This is a genomic window from Vibrio jasicida CAIM 1864 = LMG 25398, assembly GCF_000400365.1.
Taxonomy (GTDB): Bacteria; Pseudomonadota; Gammaproteobacteria; order Enterobacterales; family Vibrionaceae; genus Vibrio; species Vibrio jasicida.
Genome location: NZ_BAOG01000055.1, coordinates 57,433 through 81,246, shown reverse-complemented (window position 1 = coordinate 81,246; position 23,814 = coordinate 57,433). Strand labels below are relative to the sequence as shown.

The 23,814-nt window shown below is 47.7% G+C and carries 15 protein-coding genes; 8 read left to right on the top strand and 7 right to left on the bottom strand.

What is annotated here, in order from left to right; translation table 11 throughout:
* Positions 1–31 precede the first annotated feature (31 nt).
* From rpiA to VJL_RS16615, 7 genes are all read right to left on the bottom strand, one after another.
* On the bottom strand, positions 32–727 hold the full coding sequence (gene rpiA, locus VJL_RS16645; RefSeq protein WP_038879610.1) for a ribose-5-phosphate isomerase RpiA: 696 nt from the start codon (positions 725–727) through the stop codon (positions 32–34).
* The gene (gene tkt / locus VJL_RS16640) at positions 727–2,724 is read right to left on the bottom strand and encodes a transketolase (protein ID WP_038879607.1); all 1,998 of its coding nucleotides are present in this window, start codon (positions 2,722–2,724) and stop codon (positions 727–729) included. Before tkt ends, rpiA begins: the two co-directional genes overlap by 1 nt.
* 12 nt (positions 2,725–2,736) lie before the next feature.
* The gene (gene tal / locus VJL_RS16635; RefSeq protein ID WP_038879604.1) at positions 2,737–3,690 is read right to left on the bottom strand and encodes a transaldolase; all 954 of its coding nucleotides are present in this window, start codon (positions 3,688–3,690) and stop codon (positions 2,737–2,739) included.
* Between the two features lie 4 nt (positions 3,691–3,694).
* Positions 3,695–4,429 carry an HAD family hydrolase gene (locus VJL_RS16630; RefSeq protein WP_005453023.1) on the bottom strand — a complete coding sequence of 245 codons (735 nt, stop codon included), beginning with the start codon at positions 4,427–4,429 and terminating at the stop codon, positions 3,695–3,697.
* A 23-nt stretch (positions 4,430–4,452) separates the two neighbouring features.
* Positions 4,453–5,610 (bottom strand): iron-containing alcohol dehydrogenase, encoded by a 1,158-nt coding sequence (locus tag VJL_RS16625; protein ID WP_005453032.1) that lies wholly within the window; start codon positions 5,608–5,610, stop codon positions 4,453–4,455.
* Positions 5,611–5,681: 71 nt separating this feature from the next.
* A complete protein-coding gene (locus VJL_RS16620) occupies positions 5,682–6,392 on the bottom strand; it encodes a ribulose-phosphate 3-epimerase (protein ID WP_005453033.1) in 711 nt (236 codons plus the stop codon).
* 9 nt (positions 6,393–6,401) lie between these two features.
* On the bottom strand, positions 6,402–7,247 hold the full coding sequence (locus tag VJL_RS16615) for a Cof-type HAD-IIB family hydrolase (protein WP_017189625.1): 846 nt from the start codon (positions 7,245–7,247) through the stop codon (positions 6,402–6,404).
* Positions 7,248–7,459: 212 nt separating this feature from the next.
* On the opposite strand from VJL_RS16615, the gene ulaR reads away from it, so the two are divergent.
* The 8 genes from ulaR to VJL_RS16575 all read left to right on the top strand — a co-directional run bounded on the left by ulaR (position 7,460) and on the right by VJL_RS16575 (position 23,811).
* On the top strand, positions 7,460–8,236 hold the full coding sequence (gene ulaR / locus VJL_RS16610; RefSeq protein WP_005453036.1) for an HTH-type transcriptional regulator UlaR: 777 nt from the start codon (positions 7,460–7,462) through the stop codon (positions 8,234–8,236).
* 291 nt (positions 8,237–8,527) lie between these two features.
* Positions 8,528–8,968, top strand: a complete 441-nt coding sequence (locus VJL_RS16605; protein ID WP_005436338.1) for a PTS sugar transporter subunit IIA — start codon at positions 8,528–8,530, stop codon at positions 8,966–8,968.
* Positions 8,969–8,979: 11 nt separating this feature from the next.
* On the top strand, positions 8,980–10,380 hold the full coding sequence (locus VJL_RS16600; protein WP_010453114.1) for a PTS fructose transporter subunit IIBC: 1,401 nt from the start codon (positions 8,980–8,982) through the stop codon (positions 10,378–10,380).
* Between the two features lie 121 nt (positions 10,381–10,501).
* Complete coding sequence (locus VJL_RS16595) at positions 10,502–13,333, top strand: GH92 family glycosyl hydrolase (RefSeq protein ID WP_038879595.1); 2,832 nt, start codon at positions 10,502–10,504, stop codon at positions 13,331–13,333.
* A 133-nt stretch (positions 13,334–13,466) separates the two neighbouring features.
* Positions 13,467–15,887, top strand: coding sequence for a GH92 family glycosyl hydrolase (locus VJL_RS16590; RefSeq protein ID WP_038879593.1), 2,421 nt, complete (start codon positions 13,467–13,469; stop codon positions 15,885–15,887).
* Between the two features lie 47 nt (positions 15,888–15,934).
* Complete coding sequence (locus VJL_RS16585) at positions 15,935–18,640, top strand: GH92 family glycosyl hydrolase (protein WP_038879590.1); 2,706 nt, start codon at positions 15,935–15,937, stop codon at positions 18,638–18,640.
* A gap of 144 nt (positions 18,641–18,784) precedes the next feature.
* On the top strand, positions 18,785–21,241 hold the full coding sequence (locus VJL_RS16580; RefSeq protein ID WP_038879588.1) for a GH92 family glycosyl hydrolase: 2,457 nt from the start codon (positions 18,785–18,787) through the stop codon (positions 21,239–21,241).
* 89 nt (positions 21,242–21,330) lie between these two features.
* Positions 21,331–23,811: a GH92 family glycosyl hydrolase gene (locus VJL_RS16575; protein ID WP_038879585.1), complete on the top strand. Its 2,481-nt coding sequence runs from the start codon at positions 21,331–21,333 to the stop codon at positions 23,809–23,811.
* Positions 23,812–23,814: the final 3 nt, after the last annotated feature.

Sequence of the window (23,814 nt, the reverse complement as noted above, 5' to 3'; positions counted from 1 at the left end):
AGAGGTTATTAATAAACTTGTTATCAGGCTCTCAATTTACCGATAACCAACGAACGCCTTGTGTATTTGAAAACGCCATATAGTGCGCACGGCATTGAGAAAATATGCCATTCTCAACCACACCTGAAAGGGAGTTCAGTCGCTGTTCTAATTCGGTTGGTTCACTCATATCTAGACCAGAAACATCCAAAATGATATTGCCATTATCAGTAACGCAATCATGGCGTTGCAAAGGACGACCACCAAGGGATTTTAAGGCGAGAATAACTGGCATTTTCGCCGCTGGGAGGACTTCAATTGGCAAAGGGAATTCCCCCAGCGTCTCCACTAAACGTCCTTCATCTGAGATGGTGATAAAGCACTTAGTCATAGAGGCAATGACTTTTTCACGCCCTAAAGCCGCGCCTCCACCTTTGATTGTGATGCCGTTTGTTAACCCTTCATCAATGCCATCAACGTAATAATCCACGTACAAGCAGTCTGCGAGAGGGATTTCTTTCAAACCTGAACTCTGGATGGCTTTAGAAGAGCGTTCTGAACTTGATACACAGTGAGCAAACGCCACGCCACTAGCTGCCAATAATTGGACAAATACTTCTGCTGTTGCACCTGTACCAATTCCAATAACCGTATCTGGAGTGACATTTTGTAAAATGTGGTCCAAGGCTGCTTTCGCAGCCTTGACTCTGACACATTCATCCACCGTATTTGTGATGAAAGTTTCCATTACGCGTTCTCCATCATACGCTTGGCAGTATCAACAACGTTTGCCACAGTAAAGCCGTACATTTCAAAGAGCTGATCAGCTGGTGCAGACTCACCAAAGCTCGTCATACCGATGATCTCTCCTTGTAAGCCCGCGTACTTAAACCAATAATCTCGAATACCAGCTTCAATCGCGATACGCTTGGTCACATTGGTTGGGAGAACGTGTTGTTGGTATTGTGCACTCTGCGCGTCAAACACGTCGGTTGCAGGCATCGAAACCACACGACAGCGAACATTGTTCAACTGCGCCTTTGCGTCCATAGCAAGAGCAACTTCAGAACCCGTGGCAATGAGAATAAGCTCAGGTTCACCGTCACAGTCGGACAAGATGTAACCACCTTTCGCGATGTTTTCTAATGTCTCCTCATCACGCTCAAATTGAACAAGATTCTGGCGCGAGAAAATCAGTGAAGTTGGACCATCCGTTCTCTCGACAGCGGCTTTCCAAGCGACTGCGGTCTCGACTTGGTCACAAGGACGCCATGTGCTCATGTTTGGCGTTAAACGCAGTGATGCGATTTGTTCCACAGGTTGATGCGTTGGACCATCTTCACCCAAACCAATTGAATCATGCGTGTAGACAAAGATGCTGCGTTGCTTCATCAATGCGGCCATACGCAATGCATTACGTGCGTATTCCATAAACATTAAGAATGTGCCGCCATAAGGAATAAAACCGCCGTGGAGAGCAATGCCATTCATCATGGCTGACATGGCAAATTCACGAACTCCGTAACTAAGGTAATTACCTGAAGCATCCTGAGCGGTAATTGCTTTTGAACCAGACCAATTCGTTAGGTTTGATGGAGTTAGATCTGCCGAGCCACCTAGGAATTCAGGTAAGTGGGCGCCGAAGGCCTCAATCGCGTTTTGCGATGCTTTGCGAGTCGCGATAGTCGCAGGGTTGGCTTGCAAAGTTTTAATCACATCTTCACTGATTTGAGCCCAGTTTTCTGGTAGGTCGCCCTTTACTCGACGATTAAACTCTGCTGCCAGCTCTGGGTATACCAATTCATATTCCACAAAGCGATTCGCCCATTGTGCTTCCGCATCTTTACCTGCAACTTTGGCATCCCACGCTTGATAGATTTCATGCGGGATTTCAAACGGGGCGTATTCCCAACCTAGGTTTTGACGTACTAGCGCTACCTCTTCTTCACCTAACGGTGCACCATGACAATCGTGGCTTGCTGATTTGTTTGGCGATCCAAAGCCAATAATAGTTTTACAGCAAATTAACGTTGGCTTACTGGTTTCTGCCTGAGCCTCTAGAATCGCTTGGCGAATTGATTGAGCGTTATGACCATCAACATCCGCAATGACGTGCCAACCATATGCTTCAAAACGTTTAGGCGTATCATCCGAAAACCATCCCTCAACCTCGCCATCAATTGAGATGCCATTGTCATCCCAAAACGCAATCAGCTTGCCTAAACCTAGTGTGCCAGCTAACGAACAAGCTTCGTGGGAAATGCCTTCCATCATGCAGCCATCACCCATAAACACATAAGTGTGGTGGTCAACGATCTCATGACCAGGACGGTTAAACTGATCAGCTAGTACCTTCTCAGCGAGTGCCATACCAACACCATTGGTAATGCCTTGACCTAGCGGACCAGTCGTTGTTTCAATCCCCGGTGCATAACCATATTCTGGATGTCCCGCCGTCTTAGCATGCAACTGACGGAAAGATTGAATATCTTCCATCGTCAAATCATAGCCAGACAAATGCAATAAGCTGTAAATCAGCATAGAGCCATGACCGTTAGAAAGAATGAAACGGTCACGATCCGGCCAATTAGGGTTGGTGGGATTATGTTTTAGAAAATCACGCCACAGAACTTCCGCAATATCCGCCATGCCCATCGGTGCACCAGGGTGACCAGAGCCAGCTTTTTGCACCGCATCCATACTCAATACACGAATCGTGTCTGCAAGTTTATTTCGAGAGATCATCTTCACTGCTCCTTACAGACGTGCTTCAATCATTGCTTCTAGTTTGCCTTGGTCTACGGCAAAGTTACGAATACCCTCAGACAACTTCTCTGTCGCCATTGGATCTTGGTTCATTTCCCAACGGAACTCAGCTTCAGTCATTGCCGTTGGCGCAGGGTTCACATTCGTGCGTTGAGCATAAAGCTTTGGTTCAACCTCACCCTCTTGCGCTGCAAGTTGATCTAAGATTGCAGGACCAATCGTTAGACGATCACAGCCAGCTAGAGCGAGCACTTCGTCAGCATTACGGAAGCTAGCGCCCATAACCACAGTGTTATAGCCATGATCTTTGTAGTAGTTGTAAATCTTAGAAACCGAGACAACACCCGGGTCTTCATGTGGAAGGTATTCTTTTTGATCAGTATTGTTTTTGTACCAATCTAAGATACGACCAACAAATGGAGAGATAAGGAATGCCCCCGCTTCTGCACACGCTTTTGCCTGAGCAAAGTTAAACAGCAGCGTTAGGTTACAGTTAATACCTTCTTTTTCGAGTACTTCTGCTGCACGAATGCCTTCCCATGTTGACGCCAGCTTGATCAAAATGCGCACTTTCTCAATGCCAGCTTCTTGGTACATGGCGATCAATTTTCGCGCTTTCACCAAACTGGATTCTTTATCAAATGATAAGCGAGCATCAACCTCAGTAGAGATACGCCCTGGTACGGTTTTTAAGATTTCTACGCCGATGTTGACCGCCAATTTATCGCTTGCATCGATGATCTGCTGTGCTCTATCTGCGCTTTGTTCTTTCGCCCATTCAATCGCATCTACAATCAAGTGATCGTATTGAGGCATCTCTGCCGCTTTAAGCACTAATGAAGGGTTTGTCGTCGCATCTTGAGGCTGGAATGCAGCAATCGCATCAATGTCACCAGTATCAGCAACAACCGTTGTGTATTTTTTCAATTGTTCTAATTTGTTCATAACTCTATCTCGATAAGTTGATAATCAATTGCGCTAGCGAAATTTGACTCATTGACGATAAAACAATGTCTGCATGCGAGACATCTAAGTGCTGAGTCAGATAATTGGTTACCGCAACTGTTGAAATACCTGCCGCTCGAGCCGCTGTAACTCCTGGAGGAGAGTCCTCAAAGGCAATGGCTTGACTGGCAGAAACTCCGAGTTTTTCTAGGCTAGTGAGATAAACGTCCGGAGATGGCTTACGACGTTCAATCGAGATTTCTTCTGCTCCGGTGAAACAGTCAAAGTAATGTTCTAAATTCAGGCGCTTCAGAATCGGCATGTAATGCTCGTATTCAGAACTTGTTGCTAACGCCATCTTAAGCTCCATTTGCTTTGCTGTGTCTAGATAGCAGCGAACACCTTTTCGTTCTGTTTGAAGTGCAATCAGTCGATAAGCATGACTAAAGACTTGTTGTCTGATTTCATCATCAGATAACGCTTGCTTTGAATGATATCGATAAAGGTCACAAAGAGAGGTTGCTGGTACTGAGCTCCCAACTAGACCAGCAACCTGGAGTGGCGAAACATCAATCCCGAATGGCTTCATTAGAGCTTCCCAGGCCCTAAACAAACAGGTTTCTGTATCGACGAGTAGACCATCGAAATCGAAGATTAACGCTTGAATATCACGACGTTTGATGTCCTCTCTATCCACATTCAACGCTGCAAATTTCATTGTTTTTACTTCGTTTTCCATGTTCTCAACCCCTTTTTGTTCTGCTATACCAAGCTGGCGTGCAGAATCGTTTTCATCTCTTCGCCTGTTGTCAAAGGTAGGTTGAAGCAAAACGCTGGTTCTAATGCCTTTACGTCTTCCTCTGTGACTCCTACCTGCGTTAGGTTATGCTCTAAACCAATTTGCCCTAAAAACGTGACTAAGTGCGTTGCTAGCGATTGCGCTTTTTCTTCAGTGCTTCCCACGGCACCAAATAGCTCAGCAACTTTTGCGTAACGTTCTGGTTGTTTACGCCATTGCAGTTGAACATAAGCGGGATAAACCACCGCTAGTGTCAAACCATGAGGTAAATTCGTTTTTCTACTACCTAAGATTTCCCCTAGAGGATGCGGTGCGCCTGCGCCACCATTAGCCAAGGAGATCCCAGCCAACGTATCAGCGCTTGCCAATCGACAACGACCTTCGATATCGGAGCCGTTCTTCACAACAGCAGGCAAGTTTTCTACCACCAGCTTCATGGCTTCTAGCGCCAAACTATCAACTAATGGTGAAGGCTTTGTGCCGGTGTACGACTCAAACGCATGTGAAAACGCATCAAAACCAGTCATCGCTGTCATACGAGGTGGTAAGGTCAGCATTAATTCAGGATCAATAATGGCTTCACATGGATAAAAATCAGGATGGAACAATGTCAGTTTTGAGTGGCTATCAAGATCAGTAATAACCGCTGCATGAGTAACCTGAGAGCCCGTTCCAGATGTTGTTGGTATCGCAATCAAAGGCACAGTTGATGCTGGCAGCGCCTTAATATCACCAAAAGGCGAATCATAATTTTTAAACCAGTGTGCCCAATCAATTGTGTCAACCTTCATGGTTGCTGCGATGATCTTCGCGGTATCGATCGATGAACCACCACCAATGGCAAGTACAACGTCACAGTCAGCTTCGATACCAACTTGTCGTCCAAGCTCAACAACCGTCGTTGGCGGATTAGGTACAACGCCATCGAAGTGCGTTACATGAATATCTTGTTCGGCAAGCAAAGCAAAAATACGCTCATAAGCTGGTTTAACTGCTTCAAATATCGGTTCAGAGACAATCAAACAGCGTCGACCGTATTTGGCAATCATATGACCAATTTGGCTCACATTGCCCGGGCCAAAGCTCAGCTTAGTCGGTTGGTAGTGATTAAAATGTGTCATGGCAATTCCTTGGTTGGTGTCGAGCCGGAGCATTTCGAGGGGGAAGTTCAGCCCGACACCATTAACTCTAATTAAGCTAGTTCAGCGGCAACGGCTTCTTCAGCAGCATTCAGTGCAGCACGGAAATCTTTTACGCCAGCTGTAATGCCTTCTTTGTGACCGAAGATGTTGGTTGATGCCACCATCACATCAATGTCTTCTTTCAACAGCGGCTCTAGGTTGTGGTTACGGATACCACCGTCAACACACAATTCACAGTTAGGGTTACGCTCGTTAATTAGCTGACGCGCTTCGCGAATCATTTCAATCGCAGACTCACGCCATAACCATTCATCGTTGTTCACGCCATGAATAACAATGTGTAGTCGGTCTAGGTAGTAAATTGCTTCTTTAACGAAAGAGACAGGAGTAAAACAGCCAACGGTTAGACCAAACTTCATGTTGTAGTCACGGCAGTACTTCATCATGTACGCCAATGGCGCACCCAAGAAGTTCTCTGCTGGAAGAATCAGCATGTCTGCGCCAGCTTTAGCAATCTTTTCTACAAATAGACGATCACAATCTTTAAAGTAAGCGTGGACTTCGATTGGCTTATCCGTGTACTGACGAATACCTTCAACGATTTGATGACCACCCATAAGCTGCATGTTTTTCAAATCATGCATATCAGCAGCATCACAGTGAATGTAATCCGCACCCGCGTCAGACACTTCTTTTACGATATCTGCGATGTGGCCGTAATCTACGTGTGCAAGACCTGCTGCGATTTTTACTTTTTTCATTGTGTTTCCTTAATAGAAGTAAGAGTGTTGGCATGAATGCTGACCTTCAGACACGATCAATCTGAGGTACTGCCCAATGCCGCAACCGTTGTTATCTGTGACAATTAAGTTCGCTAACCCACGAATGGCTGGACTAGCGTTTTCCATTGCTACGGGTTCTCCAACAACGCGTAACATTTCTGCATCGTTGTCTCCGTCACCAAAAGCAATGGTGTATTTCGGATTCAGGTTGAGTTGATTAAGTAGGTGAAGAGTTGCGGTGCCTTTGTTCGCTCCCTTCGCTGTGATATCAAGCTTGTTCGGAGTTGAAAGATCGGCTTGTACATGATGATGAATCAGCGCATCACGTAATTCACAGAGAGCGACTTTGTCTTCGCTAGAGACCAAGACTTTATATACATCACCACATTCATTAAGTAGTGAACGAACACTCGGTACAATTTTCATGTTGTCCTCAACGCCCAGTGCCAACATCTGTCGCTGAAGACCTAAGAAGTGTTCAGATTGTTGAGTCGCGAAAATGCCGTTTTCGCAGTAAAGCGTGAAGTAAAACTGACCAATATTGAGAGTGTCGAGTAACGCATTTAGTGAATTTGAACCAATGACTTGGCTATCGTTAATGCTGCCTTGAACAGGGTCAAACTGGTAGGCGCCATTACAGCAAATCATCGGCAGTTCAATGCCAAGCTGCTTGGCAAAAGGAAGCATCAGGTTATGTGGACGACCACTTGCTAATGTGACTTTATAACCTTCACTAATCGCAAGTTTGATCGCTTCGATATTGTTACTACTGATCTGATTATGGTCATTTAACAGTGTGCCATCTAAATCGATAATGATTGCTTGATACTTCATTTTGGTCTCCAATGACTCTTTGTGACGCAAAATGACTATAAACGGTCAAATAACGTCACGTAAAGTCATTTTTGACTTAAAATGATTCAAAACAGGCTAAAGATCACAAAAATCGGTCACAAACAATTCAAAAAACGTCATTTTGATTTTTTATTTGCTCAAAACGTCAAATTCGGTCAAAATTGGTCAAAACAAAAATCAAGGACTTAACTATGAATGAAGCTCAGCGTCATAGAAGGCTTTTGGAGTATCTAGAAAATCACACGTATATCAGCACGAGCGACTACGTTGAGATGCTTGATATTTCTCTATCAACAGCCCGACGCGACATAACAAAACTCGCAGAAGACGGGAAACTCACTAAGATCCGCAATGGTGCGGAAGTGATTAAATCAGAACAAGTAGCCACACAATCTCATGTTGCTTCTCATTTCATTCCTTCAGAAAAAGACATTGAGAATTTTGCAGCTAAATCTCGGATTGCCCAAGCCGCCGCTGAAATGTGTGATGAAGGTGATAGTGTGGTGGTAAGTGGCAGTAACACAACGCTATTGTTGGGTGACTATTTAGCTGGCAGCAACATTCAAGTGGTGACCAACTTTATGCCACTTGCTTACCAACTCATTCAGAAGAAACATTCTAGTTTGATCATTCTAGGCGGGCAGTATTTACCAGAGCGTCATATTACCATCTCACCAGATGCTGAAAATACTGACGACTATTCAAGTCGTTACGTTTTCTTCACAGGTACCGGTGTTTCGAAAGCTGGCGTGTACACTTCTGATCTCTTGGTTTACATGGCTGAGAAGAAACTATTGGAATACGGTGATCGTCTAGTAGCATTAGTCGATAGTAGCAAGATAGGCAAACACGGCGGAAAGCTTCTGGCTTCTGCCTCTCAACTTGATACCCTAATTACGGATCAAGGTGCCGATGAAACAACACTTAAAGCACTAGAAGAAGCTGGCGTTCAAGTAATTACGGTATAGCAACGTATTACCATAGACATAACAGCCGGAACCAACAGTCATGTTCTTCCGGCTTTTTCAATTAATATTTGATTCCCTTCTCGTTTATTTTCAAGCTTCATTATTAATTTCAAAATAAATGGAATATAAGTCACAATACTAATTCCCTTCTAGCTCATTGATATTAATGACTTCTATCACACTTAGCTCTCAGTGATACAAAAATATAGTTATTGGATTTTTTTTACTATTTAAGAAAACCGTAACATTAATTAAATTTGCCTCATTACTTCAGTACCAATGAGTCAAAAAATGATTACAGAACTAACAAACGTCAATTTAATTAAAGGCAACCTTCAAGCAAATAATAAAAAAGAAGTCTTTGAAGAGCTAGCGCAAATGCTATTCGAAAATAATCGAATCAGCAGTAAAGAGGCTTTTTTAACCGACATCGAAGCACGTGAAGCATTAAGCGTGACTTCAATGGACGGCATCGCTTACCCACACGCAAAAAGCAAAGCGGTTACAGAGCCTGCAATCGCTGTTGGCGTAAAGCGCGAAGGCATCGAGTATGGCGACGAAGAGGGAGTCAAACCGACCGTATTCTTCATGATTGCCTCACCAGATAACGGTGCCGACCACCATATTTATGTTCTTCAAGAATTATTCGGCAAATTTAGCGAAGAGTTTATTGAAGATATTCATAACGCAAAAGACGAAAACCAAATACTAAATATTTTAATTAATTCATAAGGCGTGAAATTATGAGTACAATCACAGCTCAAGCTAGTAATAATAGCGATTTCAAAAAAATCCTAAGTACCATGAAAGGTCACCTTTTATTCGGTACTTCTCACATGCTTCCATTTATCGTTGCGGGTGGTGTGCTACTAGCGCTAGCGGTAATGGCATCAGGTAAAGGTGCGGTTCCAGCAGACGGTTTATTGGCTGATATTTCTAATATCGGTATTAAAGGTCTGGTGCTGTTCCCAATTATTCTTGGTGGCTTCATTGGTTACTCAATTGCAGACAAACCAGCTCTAGCGCCAGCGATGATCTCTTCTGGCATCATGGCTGATATGGGCGGCGGCTTCCTTGGTTGTATCGTAGCGGGCTTCATCGCAGGTGGTGTGGTATTCCAACTTAAGAAGATCCCTCTTTCTGCTAACATGACTGCGTTGGGCGCTTACTTCATCTACCCTCTACTAGGTACGCTTATCTCTGCAGGTATCGTTCTATGGGGTATCGGTGAGCCAATCAAGATCTTCATGGCGTCTATGAACGAATTCCTAGCTTCTATGGCTGGCGCTTCTAAAGTGGTTCTAGGTACGATTCTTGGTGGTATGACTGCATTCGATATGGGCGGTCCGATCAACAAAGTAGCAACGCTATTCGCTCAAACTCAAGTTGATACACAACCATGGCTAATGGGTGGTGTTGGTATTGCAATCTGTACGCCTCCTCTAGGTATGGCACTAGCAACATTCCTATTCAAGAAGAAGTTCACTAAGCAAGAGCAAGAAGCGGGTAAAGCAGCAGCAATCATGGGTTCTATCGGTATCTCTGAAGGTGCTATCCCATTCGCAGCAAACGACCCTGTACGCGTTCTTCCTTCAATCGTTGCTGGTGGTATCGTTGGCTGTGTGTTCGGCTTCCTAACAGACGTACTGCTACACGCACCATGGGGCGGTCTAATCACAGCTCCTGTATCAAGCAACATCCCAATGTACGTTGTGGGTATCGCACTTGGCTCTCTAACAACAGCAGTTATCGTTGGCTTCTGGAAACCAGTTGCTGAAGAAGAAGCAGAAGACGAAATCGCAGAAGCAGCACCTGCACAAGCTCAAGCGGCTCCAGCAGCAGGCGAAGGCGAGTACGACATCGTAGCAGTAACATGTTGCCCATCTGGCGTAGCACACACATTCATGGCAGCGAAAGCACTAGAGAAAGCAGGTGCGGCAGCGGGTCTGAAAATCAAAGTGGAAACTCAAGGTCAAAACGGTATCCAGAACCGCATCACTGACCTAGATGTAGCAAACGCGAAGCTGGTTATTCTAGCTCACGATATCCAAGTAAAAGACGCTCACCGCTTTGCAAAAGCAAACGTTGTTGAGTGTTCAACGAAAGAAGCGATGCGTAACGCAGCGACTCTTGTGAAAGCTTAAACCTTAAGCTCCTCCCCCTAAGAGCCCTTTCCCCCAAAGGGCTCTATTTCAAGTTTTTAAGTTTTAGTAATACCCCTGATTTTTTTAATTATATAACCCTACAATTTACAAGGCTTTAAAAATGAAATTCAAACCTTCCCTACTCGCTTGCGCAGTTCTCAGTGGTCTAGTCGGTCTGACTGGCTGTAACGACGACACAACCAACATTTATGAAGGCGGTGACACCAACCCTGCACTACCGGATATTCCTGACGGCGGCAAGCCAGTATGTCCTCCAGTTGGCGATGGCGACTGTGATGACAAGCCAAACCCAGAAACACCTGAAATCGACATGGGCGTTCACATCCCGGTAGATTTCGCCGATATGGACGTAACACGCTACGTCAACCCATTCATCGGCACAGGTAACCTAGGCAACACCTACCCTGGTGCAACCACACCACACGGCATGGTGCAGCTTTCTCCAAACAACGGTTCTAACGGCTGGGAATACATTTCAGGCTACTACTACCACGACGCACGTACTTCCGGTTTCTCTCATACCCACCTTTCTGGAGCAGGTGCTGGCGACTTGAACGACATTCTAGTCATGCCAATCAACTCGCGTTCGGATTACATGATTGATGAAGGTTCGGCAACGCTAAACCTAGAAGCGTCTCGCTTCCAACATCGTGACGAGCAAGCGACAGCAGGTTACTACAAAGTCGATCTATTGGATTACGACATCAAAGCCGAGTTGACGGCGTCGGATCGCGTTGGTGTACACCGTTACACCTTCCCTCGTGATGAGAAGTCAGAAATCATCGTTAACACTGGCTTCAAAATTAACTGGGACTACACCTCAGATTCTTACTTGAAATGGGACAAAGACAATAACCGTCTAGAAGGTCACCGTTTCTCTGATGGCTGGGCACCAAGCCAAAAAGAATTCTTCGTAATGGAATTCGACCAACCAATCAAAAACGTTCGCTTTGCATACTACGATAAAGAGCAAGGTCGTTACATGGACGTGCCAGAAGGCATTACGGAAATCGGTAACGAAACACGTGGCAAGTATCAATACGCACGCGCTTACGTTGAGTTCGACACATCCAAAGACGGCTTAACGGTTGAAGCGAAATTAGCGCTATCAAACGTTGAGATCGGCAAGAACGGCAAGTCAGGTGCTTCTCTTAACATGACAGAAGTTGCGGGCATGAACTTCGATCAAGTACGCGAAGCGGCAACGAAGAAATGGGAAGGCGAACTCGGCAAGATCCAAGTCTCTGGCGACGAAGATTACAAACAGACCTTCTACACCGCGATGTACCACTCGTACCTAGGTCAAACCATTCACTCTGACTTAGATGGTCGCTACCGCCAAGTGCACCAAGGTCGCAACGCCTACCCAGATGGCAACACACCTTGGGGCGATAAGATTGATACGCTGAAAGAGTCGGTCCGCACAGCCGATGCTAACAAAGATGGCAAAGCAGACTTCACGCGCTACGACACTTTCTCGTTGTGGGATACCTACCGCGCGGTTCAACCGCTGTCTTCGATTCTTGAGCCAGACCGCCTAGCAGACGTGGTGCTGTCTATGTTGTCTTACGCCGAAGAAGAATGGGTGGATGACAAAGGCAACGTGCGCAAAGGTCGCCTGCCTGAGTGGACATTCAAAGGCAACGAAACGGGCATGATGATGGGCATGCACTCAACGCCTGTGATTCATGATGTGTTGTCGAAAGGCTCACTAGAAAAACGCATGATTGATCTTGGCTTCACAGAAGCTGAACGCAAAGACGTCAAAGAGCGCTTGGTTGAAGCGATGATCACTGACGCGCGCGCCGCAACAAGCCAAGGCGTAGCATGGATCAAAGAGTACGAAGAACAAGGTTACGTGCCAGCGCAATTGCACGACACTCCACCAGATTCTTACGGCGGTCACTCACCATTTAAAGACTCTTGGACAGCATCTTACTCGCTTGAATACTCAATGAACGACTGGGCAATCGCGCAATCCATCAAAGAAGTCTTCGGTGAAGAAGATCCACGCCACACCGAGTTCGCTAACCGTTCTAAAAACTGGCAAGCACAATTCGACTTCGGCGGTAAGCAATACCAAGGTTGGTTCAAAGCCCGTGACTACGATGGCGAGTTTATCGATGCAGGTTGGGTAGACCCAATCACTGGTCGCGCGGTGGGTAAAGACTGGCGTCCAGACATGTTCAACTGGTCATTCTCTGAATCGAACGGCTGGCAATACTCGTTCAGTGTTCAGCACGACATTCACGGCTTGATTGACCTGATGACACGCTTCGACAAGACACAAAACCCTGAAGCAGAACGCGGTGACTTGTTCGCAGCTCGCTTGGATGAATACTGGTCAACCTACCCAGATCGCAACGCAGGCGACAACCAATTCCCAGTGTTCAACACAGGTAACGTTGGTCAGCACGTTCAAGGTAACGAACCAGATATCCACGTGCCGTACTTGTACAACTACGTCGGTCAACCTTGGAAAGGTCAGGCAGCCATCGCCGCAGCAACCAACATTTGCTACAAGAATACCGCTGATGGCATTTGTGGTAACGACGACTTCGGTACGCTCTCTGCGTGGTTCGTGTTCCGTGCACTTGGCTTCTACCCAGTGAACGCTTCTTCTGGCATCTACGAAATCGGTACTCCGCTGTTTGAAAGCGCGTCTATCGATGTCGGCAACAACCAGAAGTTCACCGTTACCGCGAAGAACGTTAGCCGCGAAAACATCTTCATTCAATCGGCTCGCTACAACGGCAAAGACTTCAACCGCACTTACCTGACTCATGACGAAATCATGTACGGCGGTGAATTGGAGTTCGTGATGGGCGACAAACCAAATCAACGTTGGGGCTCTCTAGAGCAAGATCTTCCACCAGCACAAGGCATCGGTGAGTTCTTGCATGAAGACGAGATGCCAGCAGGTTCTCGTTAATCCCAATAGTGACAACTCAGCCGGGAGAGCGCATCTCCCGGCTATCCCTACAAGCAAATTTTATAAGCAGTCCTTTATAAACAGTCTCTTATAAACACTTTTTATATACGAATAACGACAAAACGGTATGCACATGTTTAAACGTAATCTTATCTCTTTGGCTATCCTGGTTGGTCTGACGGGTGGCTTGGCTGGCTGTAACAGCGACAACGATTCTTCCTCTTCACTGCCGGGCGATTCAATTGTTGATCTCGCGGTGTTGAAATACGTCGATCCTATGATCGGCACAGCAGCTTCTGGTCATACATTCCCGGGCGCGACGGTACCGGCAGGTATGGTTCAACTGTCTCCAGATACCTTCATCGGTTCTAACACAGACCACGAATCTGGGCTTAACCCTTGGCACTCGGCTTCTGGCTACTGGGATTCATCCAACTACGAAACTGGCGAAGTGGTTAACACTGACGTTCCGCTGTACGGCTTCTCCCATACTCACCTTTCAGGCACAGGCGCAACGGACCTTGGCGACATCTTGGTTCTGCCATACGCAGACATGGCGAACACACAGCTGAACTCTTTCGACAAAGCCAATGAAGAAGCAAGCGCAGGCTACTACAAAACCAAGCTGAACCAAGGTCAAATCGAAGTAGAACTAAGCGCAACCAAACGCGTTGGTTTGCACAAATACACCTTTGCTGATGGCGCGGACCGTAACGTGAAGTTCGATTTGGGCCATACCCTAATGAACAACAACGGCAAGTCTTTGAAGAACAAAGTAGAAGTGGTGGACGAATACACCATTCGCGGTCGTAAAACCTCAACAGGCTGGTTCCAAGGGCAAGATCACCAAGGTCAAGACATCTTCTTCTACGCGAAATTCAACCAACCAATCGCCAAAGCAATGTTGGGCGAACAAGACTTGGAACCAACGCGCGAAATGCGTAATGGTGCGGTTTACTCAGGCGATGATCTGACCGCTTACCTAAACTTCGGCACAGGCGAAGAGCCAATTGAAATCCGCGTCGGTATCTCTCCAGTTAACTGGCAAGGTGCACAGAAAAACTTAGAAGCAGAAGCACCAAGTTTCGACCTAGCACAAGTGAAAGAAGACGCGGAATACGCGTGGGCTGAGAAGCTAGCAAAAATCAAAGTAGAAGGCGGCACAGAAGCAGAGAAAACCAACTTCTACACTGGCATGTACCACATGATGATCGCACCAATCGAGTTCTACGATGTGGATGGTCAATACGTGGATATGCTTGGCACAGTGCGCACACTGAAAGATGGCGACACACCAAACTACTCGATTTACTCAACGTGGGATACGTTCCGCGCGGTTCACCCAATGTGGACTATCATCGACCCAGACCAAGCAACGCTATACGTGAAAGACTTGATTCGTAAATCCAACGACGAGTTTGGTCTATTGCCGAAATGGGAAGGTCACGGCTCAGAAACCGGCACCATGATCGGCTACCCATCGGCAGCGATTCTTGGCGATGCCGTAACCAAAGGCTTGATTGATGCAGAGCAAGCTTACACCGCATCAGTAAAATCAGCACGCTACACACCGCATGAGTACCCACAGATTCATGACGACATCCTAAGCTCACTCATGGCAGGTCAGTTGAACTACCACGAGAAAGAACAGTGTGTTCGTTACCCGAACTGGAACTCAGTGTCGTACTCGTTGGAATTCTCATTCTACGATTGGACGATCGCAGAAATGGCAAAAGCCGCTGGCGATATGGACGCGTATGAAGAGTTCAAAGCTCGTTCTTACAACTCTTTGAAACACTGGGATGCGAAAGCTGGTAACGCAGACGGTACGGGCTTCTTCGTACCAACAGAACTGAAAGAAGGCGACCCATGTGCGCTGAAATACGCTTCAACTGGTTTCGACCCATACAAGTCTGACGCGTTCTACTACACAGAAGGTAACGCGTGGCAGTGGCAATGGGCGTTCATGCAAGACTTGGACAAGCTGACTGAAATCATGGGCGGCACGCAAGGTCTGAACGACAAGCTGAACAACCTATTTACCGCCGATCCAAATGGCGGCGAAGCGCACCAAGACATGACAGGCTACATCGGTCAGTACATTCACGGTAACGAGCCTTCGCACCATGTCATCTACTTGTACAACCGTACTGAAGAGTCTTACAAGGCGCAGGAATACCTAGACCAAGTTTACGACCAGTTCTACAAACCGACGCCAGACGGCATCATCGGTAACGAAGACGTGGGTCAAATGTCGGCGTGGTACTTGATGTCAGCACTGGGTTTCTACCAAATCTCGCCAACCGATCCAACCTACAGCATCGGTCGTCCAATCTTCGACAAAGCGACGGTAGACATTGGCTCTGGCACCTTCACGGTAACGGCTGAGAACAACGGTCCAGACAACATGTACATCAAAGAAGTGACCATCAACGGTAAGCCTCTGGATGTGTACAACACCTTCCAGCACAGCGAATTCAAAGCAGGCGGCGAACTGCACTTCGTGATGACGGCTGACAAGTCTGAAGCAATGCAAGCCAACCTAGGCGAATAATGATTTTGAGGGGACCTCGTGTCCCCTTTTCTCGTGGAATAAAAACAATGAAACTAAAAAGAACCCTACTCTCTACCGCAGTGCTAACCGCCATGCTTGGTCTTGCTGGTTGTGGCAGCGACTCTGATCCAGAAACTCCGGTTATCTCTACCCCTACTTTGGAATTCGTTGATACCTTGATCGGCACTAAAGGTCTTGGCAACGTCAACCCATCTCCAGTGATGCCAGAAGGTATGATTCAGCCATCACCAGATAACTTCGATCCAAACGGTTGGAATGGCAAAGGCTCACCTGTCGAATACGATCCTGTGCACAGCCTGCTTTCTGGCTTCTCAATGACTCACATTTCTGGCGCAGGTAAAGGCGACCTAAACGACTTCGCTTTCTTGCCATACACAGGTTTCAATACTGATGCCGTGACCATGGATAAAAGCTCGGAAGTCGCGGAGGTTGGTTACTACTCGGTTGACTTGGTGGAAACTGGCGTAAAAGCTGAACTGTCTGCAACCGACCGCGTGGCGTTCCAACGTTACACCTTCAAGCCGGGTGAAGACCGCAAAGTACGTATCGATCTTCAACACGAACTGCTGGAGCAATACGGCAACCACTCTCGCAGCATCTACTACAAACGCGTTAACGATACCACCGTCGTAGGCGCGCGTACCTCAAACGAATGGGGTCAATGGCAAACCGTGTTCTTCGCGGCAGAATTCTCTGATCCAATCATTGAAGAGAACCTGTACACCAAGCTGGCTTCTGAAAGCAAACTGACTCCAACTGACGCTACCGAAGTCGGCTTGGAAGATTACCGTGGCTACGCAGAGCACAAACCAATGCCGGGCGAACCAGAACCTGACCCAGAACGTTTGGCAAAACGCGCAAACGATGTCCTGACGCATTTGAACTTTGGTAAGAGCGATGAGCCATTGGTGGTCAAAGTAGCGATTTCTGGCACTGGCGTTGACGGCGCACTGAAAAACCTAGAAGCAGACACCAACGGCTGGGACTTCGACAACGTCGTACAACAAAACCGCGTGGCTTGGGAAAACATCCTTGGCGAGTTTGAACTGGAAGGCGGCAACAAAGCTGACAAGACCATGTTCTACACCTCGCTCTACCGTACGTTCGTTGCTCCATTCCTATACCAAGATGTGGATGGCAAATACCGTGGCATGGATGGCAAAGTGCACCAAGCAGAAGATGGTTTAGTGAACTACTCAGTGTACTCGATGTGGGATACCTTCCGCGCCGCACACCCATTGAAAACCATCATTGATAAAGACCGCGCGATTGAACACGCACGCGATCTATTGAACAAATACCAAACGGGCGGCGTGCTGCCAAAATGGGAACTGCACTCGGATTACACCGGTGAAATGGTCGGTCATCCTGCGGTCTCGGTTATCGCCGATATCATGGTCAAACACCCAGAAGCCTTTACCGCAGCTGAGTTTGATTTGGCGTTAAAAGCTGCTGACGAAACAGTCAACTTCAACCTTGATAAAACAGAGAGCTGGGTGCCTTACCAAGATGCTTGGAACGGTGACAAACGCTTCACGATCATGACGCGTCACAACGACTACCAAGAAGACGTCGGCTTTATTCCAGCTAACACCAAATGGGCGCCGGATTCTGGTGACAAACCGGGTTACGTAGAAGGCTTAAAAGTCGATAAATACGACGAGCTCGTGAACGAGTCGGTGTCTTACGGTCTTGAGAACGCTTACTACGACTGGTGTATCGCCCAGCTCGCTAAACTTGCGGGCAACGACCAGCAGTACGACCGCTACATGGCGCGCTCTGAATCGTTCAAGAACTACTTCGATTACAACCCAGAGCAATACGGCAAACTGCAAGACACCAAAGGCAACGCATTGGGTGCGACGGGCTTTATGCGTCCGGCTTACATGAACAGCGGCAGCAAGGTTTGGGCAAACAACCTGAAAGCCGAATGTTTAGACGAGAACATGGCGCTGTCTATCCCAGACGGTATGGACTACAACGCGTGTAAAGACCGCAAAGCACTCAACGAAAGCGACGTGTTCTGGCCTTACCGCGCCGAGCACCGAGGCGAAGACTTCACCGAAGGCAATACATGGCAATGGACATGGTTTGCACCGCACAACTTGAACGGTCTGGCTAACGTGATGGGTGGCGAGCACATCGACCGCACTGACTTCTCTCTTCCTGAAGACGTAACCGAACAAGGCAAAGCGGCATTCCTCGCTAACCTGAATGCGCTGTTTAATGCGGACTCCAACGCCGATACAAGCCAATCACACGACATGTCTGGCTACATCGGTCAGTTCGTGATGGGTAACGAGCCAGATCATCACGTGCCTTACCTCTACAACTGGACGGCAGAGCCTTGGAAGACACAAGAAATCGTCGACCAAGCGATGAACGAGTTCTACCACCCAACGCATGAAGGTCTGATTGGTAACGAAGACGTCGGTCAGATGTCGGCTTGGTATGTGATGTCTGCGTTGGGCTTCTATCAAGTCACTCCGGGCGAAGCAAGCTACACCATCGGTCGTCCTCTGTTCGACAAAGCCGTGATTCCAGTCGCGGACGGTAAATTCACCATCACCTCAGAAAATAACAGCCAAGAGAGCATCTACGTGAAGTCGGTGACCATCAACGGTAAACAATTGAGTGACAACTTCAGCTTCGCGCACAGCGATTTGAAAGACGGTGGTGAACTGCATTTCGTCATGACTTCAGACAAATCTGAAGCGATGAAAGCGCTGTAGCTGACACCCATTCAAATAACACCCCCAAACTACTTGGCGTTGTAACTAGGCGACATCGCTGCCACGTCAAGTAGGGCTGGGATAAAGGGGTACACCCTCGCCCCTTATTTTCTGTAGAACCTTCACTTCTGTGGAACCATAAAAATGAAACTAAAAAGAACCCTTATCTCTACCGCTATTCTCGCTGCCATGTTTGGTCTTGCTGGCTGTAACAGTGATGACGACAACAGCAACTCTGGTACACCATCCCTCGACACCACTCTGACCCAATACGTCAACCCATTGATTGGTACGGGCGCAGACGGTCACACCTTCCCGGGGGCGGTTGTGCCTTACGGTTTGGTACAACTATCTCCTGATACCGAAATGGAAGGTTGGGGCTCTGCCGCAGGTTACTTCGACCACGGCAAGCTGACTGAAATCCCGGTGTATGGCTTCTCCCACACTCATCTTTCTGGCACAGGCATTACCGACCTTGGTGATATCTTAGTTCTGCCTTTCACCAAGAAAGAAAACGCCGTTTTCAATACCTTCGATAAAGACAACGAAACCGCAGAAGCGGGCTACTACGCGGTTGAACTGAACAAAGGCGAAATCAAAGCCGAGCTAACTACCACGCAACGTGTTGGCTTCCATCGCTACACCTTCAAAGAGGGCACCACGCCACACATCAAGTTCGATTTAGACCACACACTCAACAAAGGTCACTTCAACAACCGCACCATGAAGGGTGATTTAGAGTTCATCGACGCTTACACCATTCGCGGTTTACGTAGCTCGAATGGATGGGCGAACAACCAGCACGTCTACTTCTACGCCACCTTCAACCAACCTATCGTCAAAGCCATTGCTTTGGTTGATGGCGCAGAAACGGAAATCGATGTAAACAACGACAACATCGACGCAGTGAAAACCATCGCTTACCTAGAATTCGCACCATCATCAACACCGCTAGAAATCCAAGTAGGCTTGTCACCAACAGGCACAGAAGGTGCGGAGAAGAACTTAGAAGCAGAAGCGAAAGGTGTGTCATTTGATACTGCGCGCGCTCAAGCCAACGACGCATGGCACCAAGAGCTTAGCCGCATGATGGTATCTGGCGGCACAGAAGATCAAAAAGAGATCTTCTACACCGCGCTTTACCACGCTTCTATCGCGCCAATGATTTTCCAAGATGTCGACGGTCAATACCCAGCGATGCGTACTCGCATTCAAAAAGACGCGGGTGACACACCAAACTACTCCGTGTACTCCATGTGGGATACCTTCCGTGCAGCGCATCCACTGAAAACCATCATCGACCCAGAACATGCCGAAGAGTTTGCCAACGATCTAATTCGTAAATACGAAGACGGTGGCATCCTGCCGAAATGGGAACTGCACAGCCATTACACAGGCACTATGATCGGCTTCCCTGCAGTATCAATCATTGCTGACGCAATGGCGAAAGGGCTAGATATCGATCCACAACTTGCCAAAGACGCGGCTGAGTTTACCGTGCGTTACCACGAAGCTTCTGAGTTCCCAGATTGGACGGAAGACAACAACATCGGCGCCGCAAACGTTGTGCAAGTGAAGGTGTACGAAGAAAACGGCTTTGTTCATCACGGCTACTGGAACAGTGCGTCTTACACGCTTGAGTTTGCATATGGCGATTGGGCAATGGCAGAAATCGCGCGCATGGCTGGCGATGTAAAACTGCAAGAAGAGTTTATGACTCGTGCCGACAACTGGCTTAACCATTGGGATGCAGAAACTGGCTTCTTACGTCCAAAGAACCATCCGATGAGTTCATCACCAAACAAACCGCCTTTGGAGTTCAACCAACCAATTGATGAAGATCGTTTGGATGAGTGTGAAATGGTTGAGTGGCCTGAAGGCTCAGGTGTGATGAAAGAGAAATGCCCGCTGCTACCATTCGACCCTTACTACGTGGACGAGTTTGCCTACACCGAAGGGAACGCGTGGCAATGGAAGTTCCAACCAATGCACGATTTCAACCGCCTGAAACAAGAAATCTATCAAGCCGACTTGGCGCAAGGCAAAGACACCACGCCAGAGAAAGCCTTCCGTGAAGACTTGGACGAGCTATTTAATGCACGTTCTTCAAACACAGGTGAAGAACTGCCAGACCTAACGGGTTACATCGGTCAGTACATGCACGGTAACGAGCCATCGCACCACATTCCTTACCTATACGCGCTAACGGATGAGCCATGGAAAGCGCAAGAGTACCTAGACCGCATCATGTCAGAGATGTACACCAGCGAGCCAACTGGCTTGATTGGTAACGAAGACGTGGGTCAGATGAGCTCTTGGTACTTGATGTCGGCAATGGGCTTCTACCAAGTGACGCCTGCGGCTCCGGTCTACACAATCGGTCGCCCTATGTTTGATGAAATCACCATTCCAGTGGAAGGCGGCGAGTTCACAGTCATCGCAGATAACAACAGCCCACACAACAAGTACGTGAAGTCCGTAACCATCAACGGCAAGCCGCTGGATGCCAACTTCACCTTCAAGCACAGCGAAATCAAAGCGGGCGGCGAGCTTCACTTCGTCATGACGGGTGACAAGCAAGAAGCGCTTCAAGCTCAGTAACGTTTTATGTAATTCGTGTTTAAAGAATAAGCAGATAGATAAACTCAGTGGCAGGAAGTGACGCGCTTCCTGCCTAAGGAATCAAGATTATGAACTTTACGAAAACCGCTATCGCCACCGCAGTGATTGCAAGTGTTATTGGTTTGGCTGGCTGCAACGATGACGACGATAACACCTCACCAAGCGTCGATACTTCCAACCTAAAATACGTCGACCCATTCATTGGTACCGGCTTTAACGGACACACCTTCCCGGGTCCTGTTGTGCCAGAAGGCATGGTGCAACTTTCTCCAGATACCGAGCTGATCGGCTGGCACTCTTCATCAGGTTACCACTTCGATAAAAAGACTCTATTTGGCTTTTCACACACTCACCTATCCGGCACGGGGATGGGCGGCTTAGGTGACATTCTGTTCCTGCCGTTTACCGAAGACAAAGCTAAGTACATCGAAGACAGCGACGATTACCGCGAAGCGATTTCGGTCAAGATGGACAAAACCTCAGAAGTGGCAGAAGCGGGTTACTACTCGGTGAAAATTGCAGAGAACGGTATCAAAGCTGAGCTTACAGCTTCTGAACGTGTCGGCTTCCACCGCTACACCTACCCACAAGGTCAACCACAACGTCTGAAGATAGACCTCAACTCCATCCTTAACAGTGACTGGGGTTCGACCTCTCTTCGCAACAAACTGACGGTGAGCGAAGACGGTCATACCATCACAGGCGAGCGCGATGCAGCGCACTTCTCTGGTTGGGCGAAAAACCAAAAAATCTTCTTCTATGCGACTTTCGATAAGAAGATCAAAGACGTCTACATCCTTGCCAATGGTGAGCCTGTTGACGGCCTAACGGCAGAGCACGTTTCTGAATTGATTTACGATGACCAAGGCAATGCTATCAAACGTGTCAAAGCGGACGTCACTGCCTACATCGAATTTGAAGATGAAGGCTCACAGGAGTTGAACGCGCAAGTGGCGTTATCTGCGGTTGACCCACAAGGCGCAGAAAACAACTACGATGCTGAAGCGAATGTCTCTTTCGATACTGCGCGCAACAACGCGCGTGAGAAATGGGCAAAAGCACTGAACTTCTCAATTGAAGGGGGCACAGAAGATCAGAAAGAGATCTTCTACACTGCGCTTTACCACACCAAAATTGCGCCTATGGTGCATCAAGACGTAGATGGTCGATTCCGAGGCATGGGCAAAGGCTCAATTCGTGAAGGCGAAGGGGAATACTCCATCGCTTACGGTCAAGCAACGGAAGAACAGCCAAACTTCTCGGTTTACTCTCTATGGGATACCCAACGTGCATTACACCCACTAAAAACCATCACAGAGCCAACCCGCGCGGTGCAATACGCGAAGAACCTAGTTCAGAAGTACACTGAAAGCGGTTTGCTGCCGAAGTGGGAACACTTAGGCGATGAAACAGGCACCATGGTTGGCTACCCAGCGGTAGCAGTGATTGCGGATGCGATGACCAAGTTCCCAGAAGAGTTCACTCAACAAGAGAAAGAGCTGGCACTGAAAGCCGCGATCGACTCTTCGACCTACGAGAACTACCCTGCATTGCAAGCCGATTGGGATCAAGGCGTACTGGATCGCACCTTAACCAAGCACATCGATTACATTGAGAAAAACGGCTTCACGCCTGCCATCCAACGTGTCGATGGTGAACCAGTATTTGAAGACTACACGGTTGAGTCTGTTTCTTACGGTCTGGAAAACGCGTTCTACGATTGGGCTATCGCGCAAATCGCCAAAGCAGCCGGTGATACCCAAGCGGAAGAGCAATACCTTGAACGCTCAAAAGACTACAAAAAATACTTCGATTACAACCCAACAGAATACGCAGAACATGGCGTGACGGGCTTTATGCGCCCAGTGATGATTGATGAAACCTTCATGACGCCATTCGACCCATACGGCACAGAACACGAAACAGGCAACTACACCGAAGGTAACGCGTGGCAGTGGACTTGGTTTGTACCGCATGACATCGCGGGCTTAAAAACCATCATGGGTGGCGATGCTGAGTTCCAGAAAAACCTAGAAGCAACCTTCACCGCAGAAAGCCAAGGCACTGAAACACCGGATATGTCTGGTTTGATTGGTCAAGTTGCGTTTGGTAACGAGCCTTCACACCACATTCCTTACCTATTCAACTGGACCGCAGAACCATGGAAGACGCAACAAGTCGTCGACCACATTCTTGATGACATGTATTTCGCTGCCCCAGAAGGCGTAGTTGGTAACGAAGACGTGGGCGCCATGTCCGCTTGGTATGTGATGTCTGCATTAGGCTTCTACCAAGTGAACGCAGCAGAACCTATTTACACTGTGGGTCGTCCGCTATTCGACAAAGCAGTGATTCCGGTGAAAGGCGGCACGTTCACCATCACCACAGAGAACAACGCCGATGACAACATGTACATCAAGTCTGTGACCATCAATGGCAAAGCTTTGGATAACGGTTTCTTCTTCGACCATTCCGAGTTCAAACCGGGTGGTGAGTTGCATTTCGTGATGACGGGCGATCAATCAGAAGCGATGAAAGCACCTCAATAAACC

Excerpts from the sequence above, each read along its gene's own strand:
- rpiA (WP_038879610.1), bottom strand. The coding sequence starts at position 727 with ATGGAAACTTTCATCACAAATACGGTGGATGAATGTGTCAGAGTCAAG.
- tkt (WP_038879607.1), bottom strand. The coding sequence starts at position 2,724 with ATGATCTCTCGAAATAAACTTGCAGACACGATTCGTGTATTGAGTATG.
- tal (WP_038879604.1), bottom strand. The coding sequence starts at position 3,690 with ATGAACAAATTAGAACAATTGAAAAAATACACAACGGTTGTTGCTGAT.
- VJL_RS16630 (WP_005453023.1), bottom strand. The coding sequence starts at position 4,429 with ATGGAAAACGAAGTAAAAACAATGAAATTTGCAGCGTTGAATGTGGAT.
- VJL_RS16625 (WP_005453032.1), bottom strand. The coding sequence starts at position 5,610 with ATGACACATTTTAATCACTACCAACCGACTAAGCTGAGCTTTGGCCCG.
- VJL_RS16620 (WP_005453033.1), bottom strand. The coding sequence starts at position 6,392 with ATGAAAAAAGTAAAAATCGCAGCAGGTCTTGCACACGTAGATTACGGC.
- VJL_RS16615 (WP_017189625.1), bottom strand. The coding sequence starts at position 7,247 with ATGAAGTATCAAGCAATCATTATCGATTTAGATGGCACACTGTTAAAT.
- ulaR (WP_005453036.1), top strand. The coding sequence starts at position 7,460 with ATGAATGAAGCTCAGCGTCATAGAAGGCTTTTGGAGTATCTAGAAAAT.
- VJL_RS16605 (WP_005436338.1), top strand. The coding sequence starts at position 8,528 with ATGATTACAGAACTAACAAACGTCAATTTAATTAAAGGCAACCTTCAA.
- VJL_RS16600 (WP_010453114.1), top strand. The coding sequence starts at position 8,980 with ATGAGTACAATCACAGCTCAAGCTAGTAATAATAGCGATTTCAAAAAA.
- VJL_RS16595 (WP_038879595.1), top strand. The coding sequence starts at position 10,502 with ATGAAATTCAAACCTTCCCTACTCGCTTGCGCAGTTCTCAGTGGTCTA.
- VJL_RS16590 (WP_038879593.1), top strand. The coding sequence starts at position 13,467 with ATGTTTAAACGTAATCTTATCTCTTTGGCTATCCTGGTTGGTCTGACG.
- VJL_RS16585 (WP_038879590.1), top strand. The coding sequence starts at position 15,935 with ATGAAACTAAAAAGAACCCTACTCTCTACCGCAGTGCTAACCGCCATG.
- VJL_RS16580 (WP_038879588.1), top strand. The coding sequence starts at position 18,785 with ATGAAACTAAAAAGAACCCTTATCTCTACCGCTATTCTCGCTGCCATG.
- VJL_RS16575 (WP_038879585.1), top strand. The coding sequence starts at position 21,331 with ATGAACTTTACGAAAACCGCTATCGCCACCGCAGTGATTGCAAGTGTT.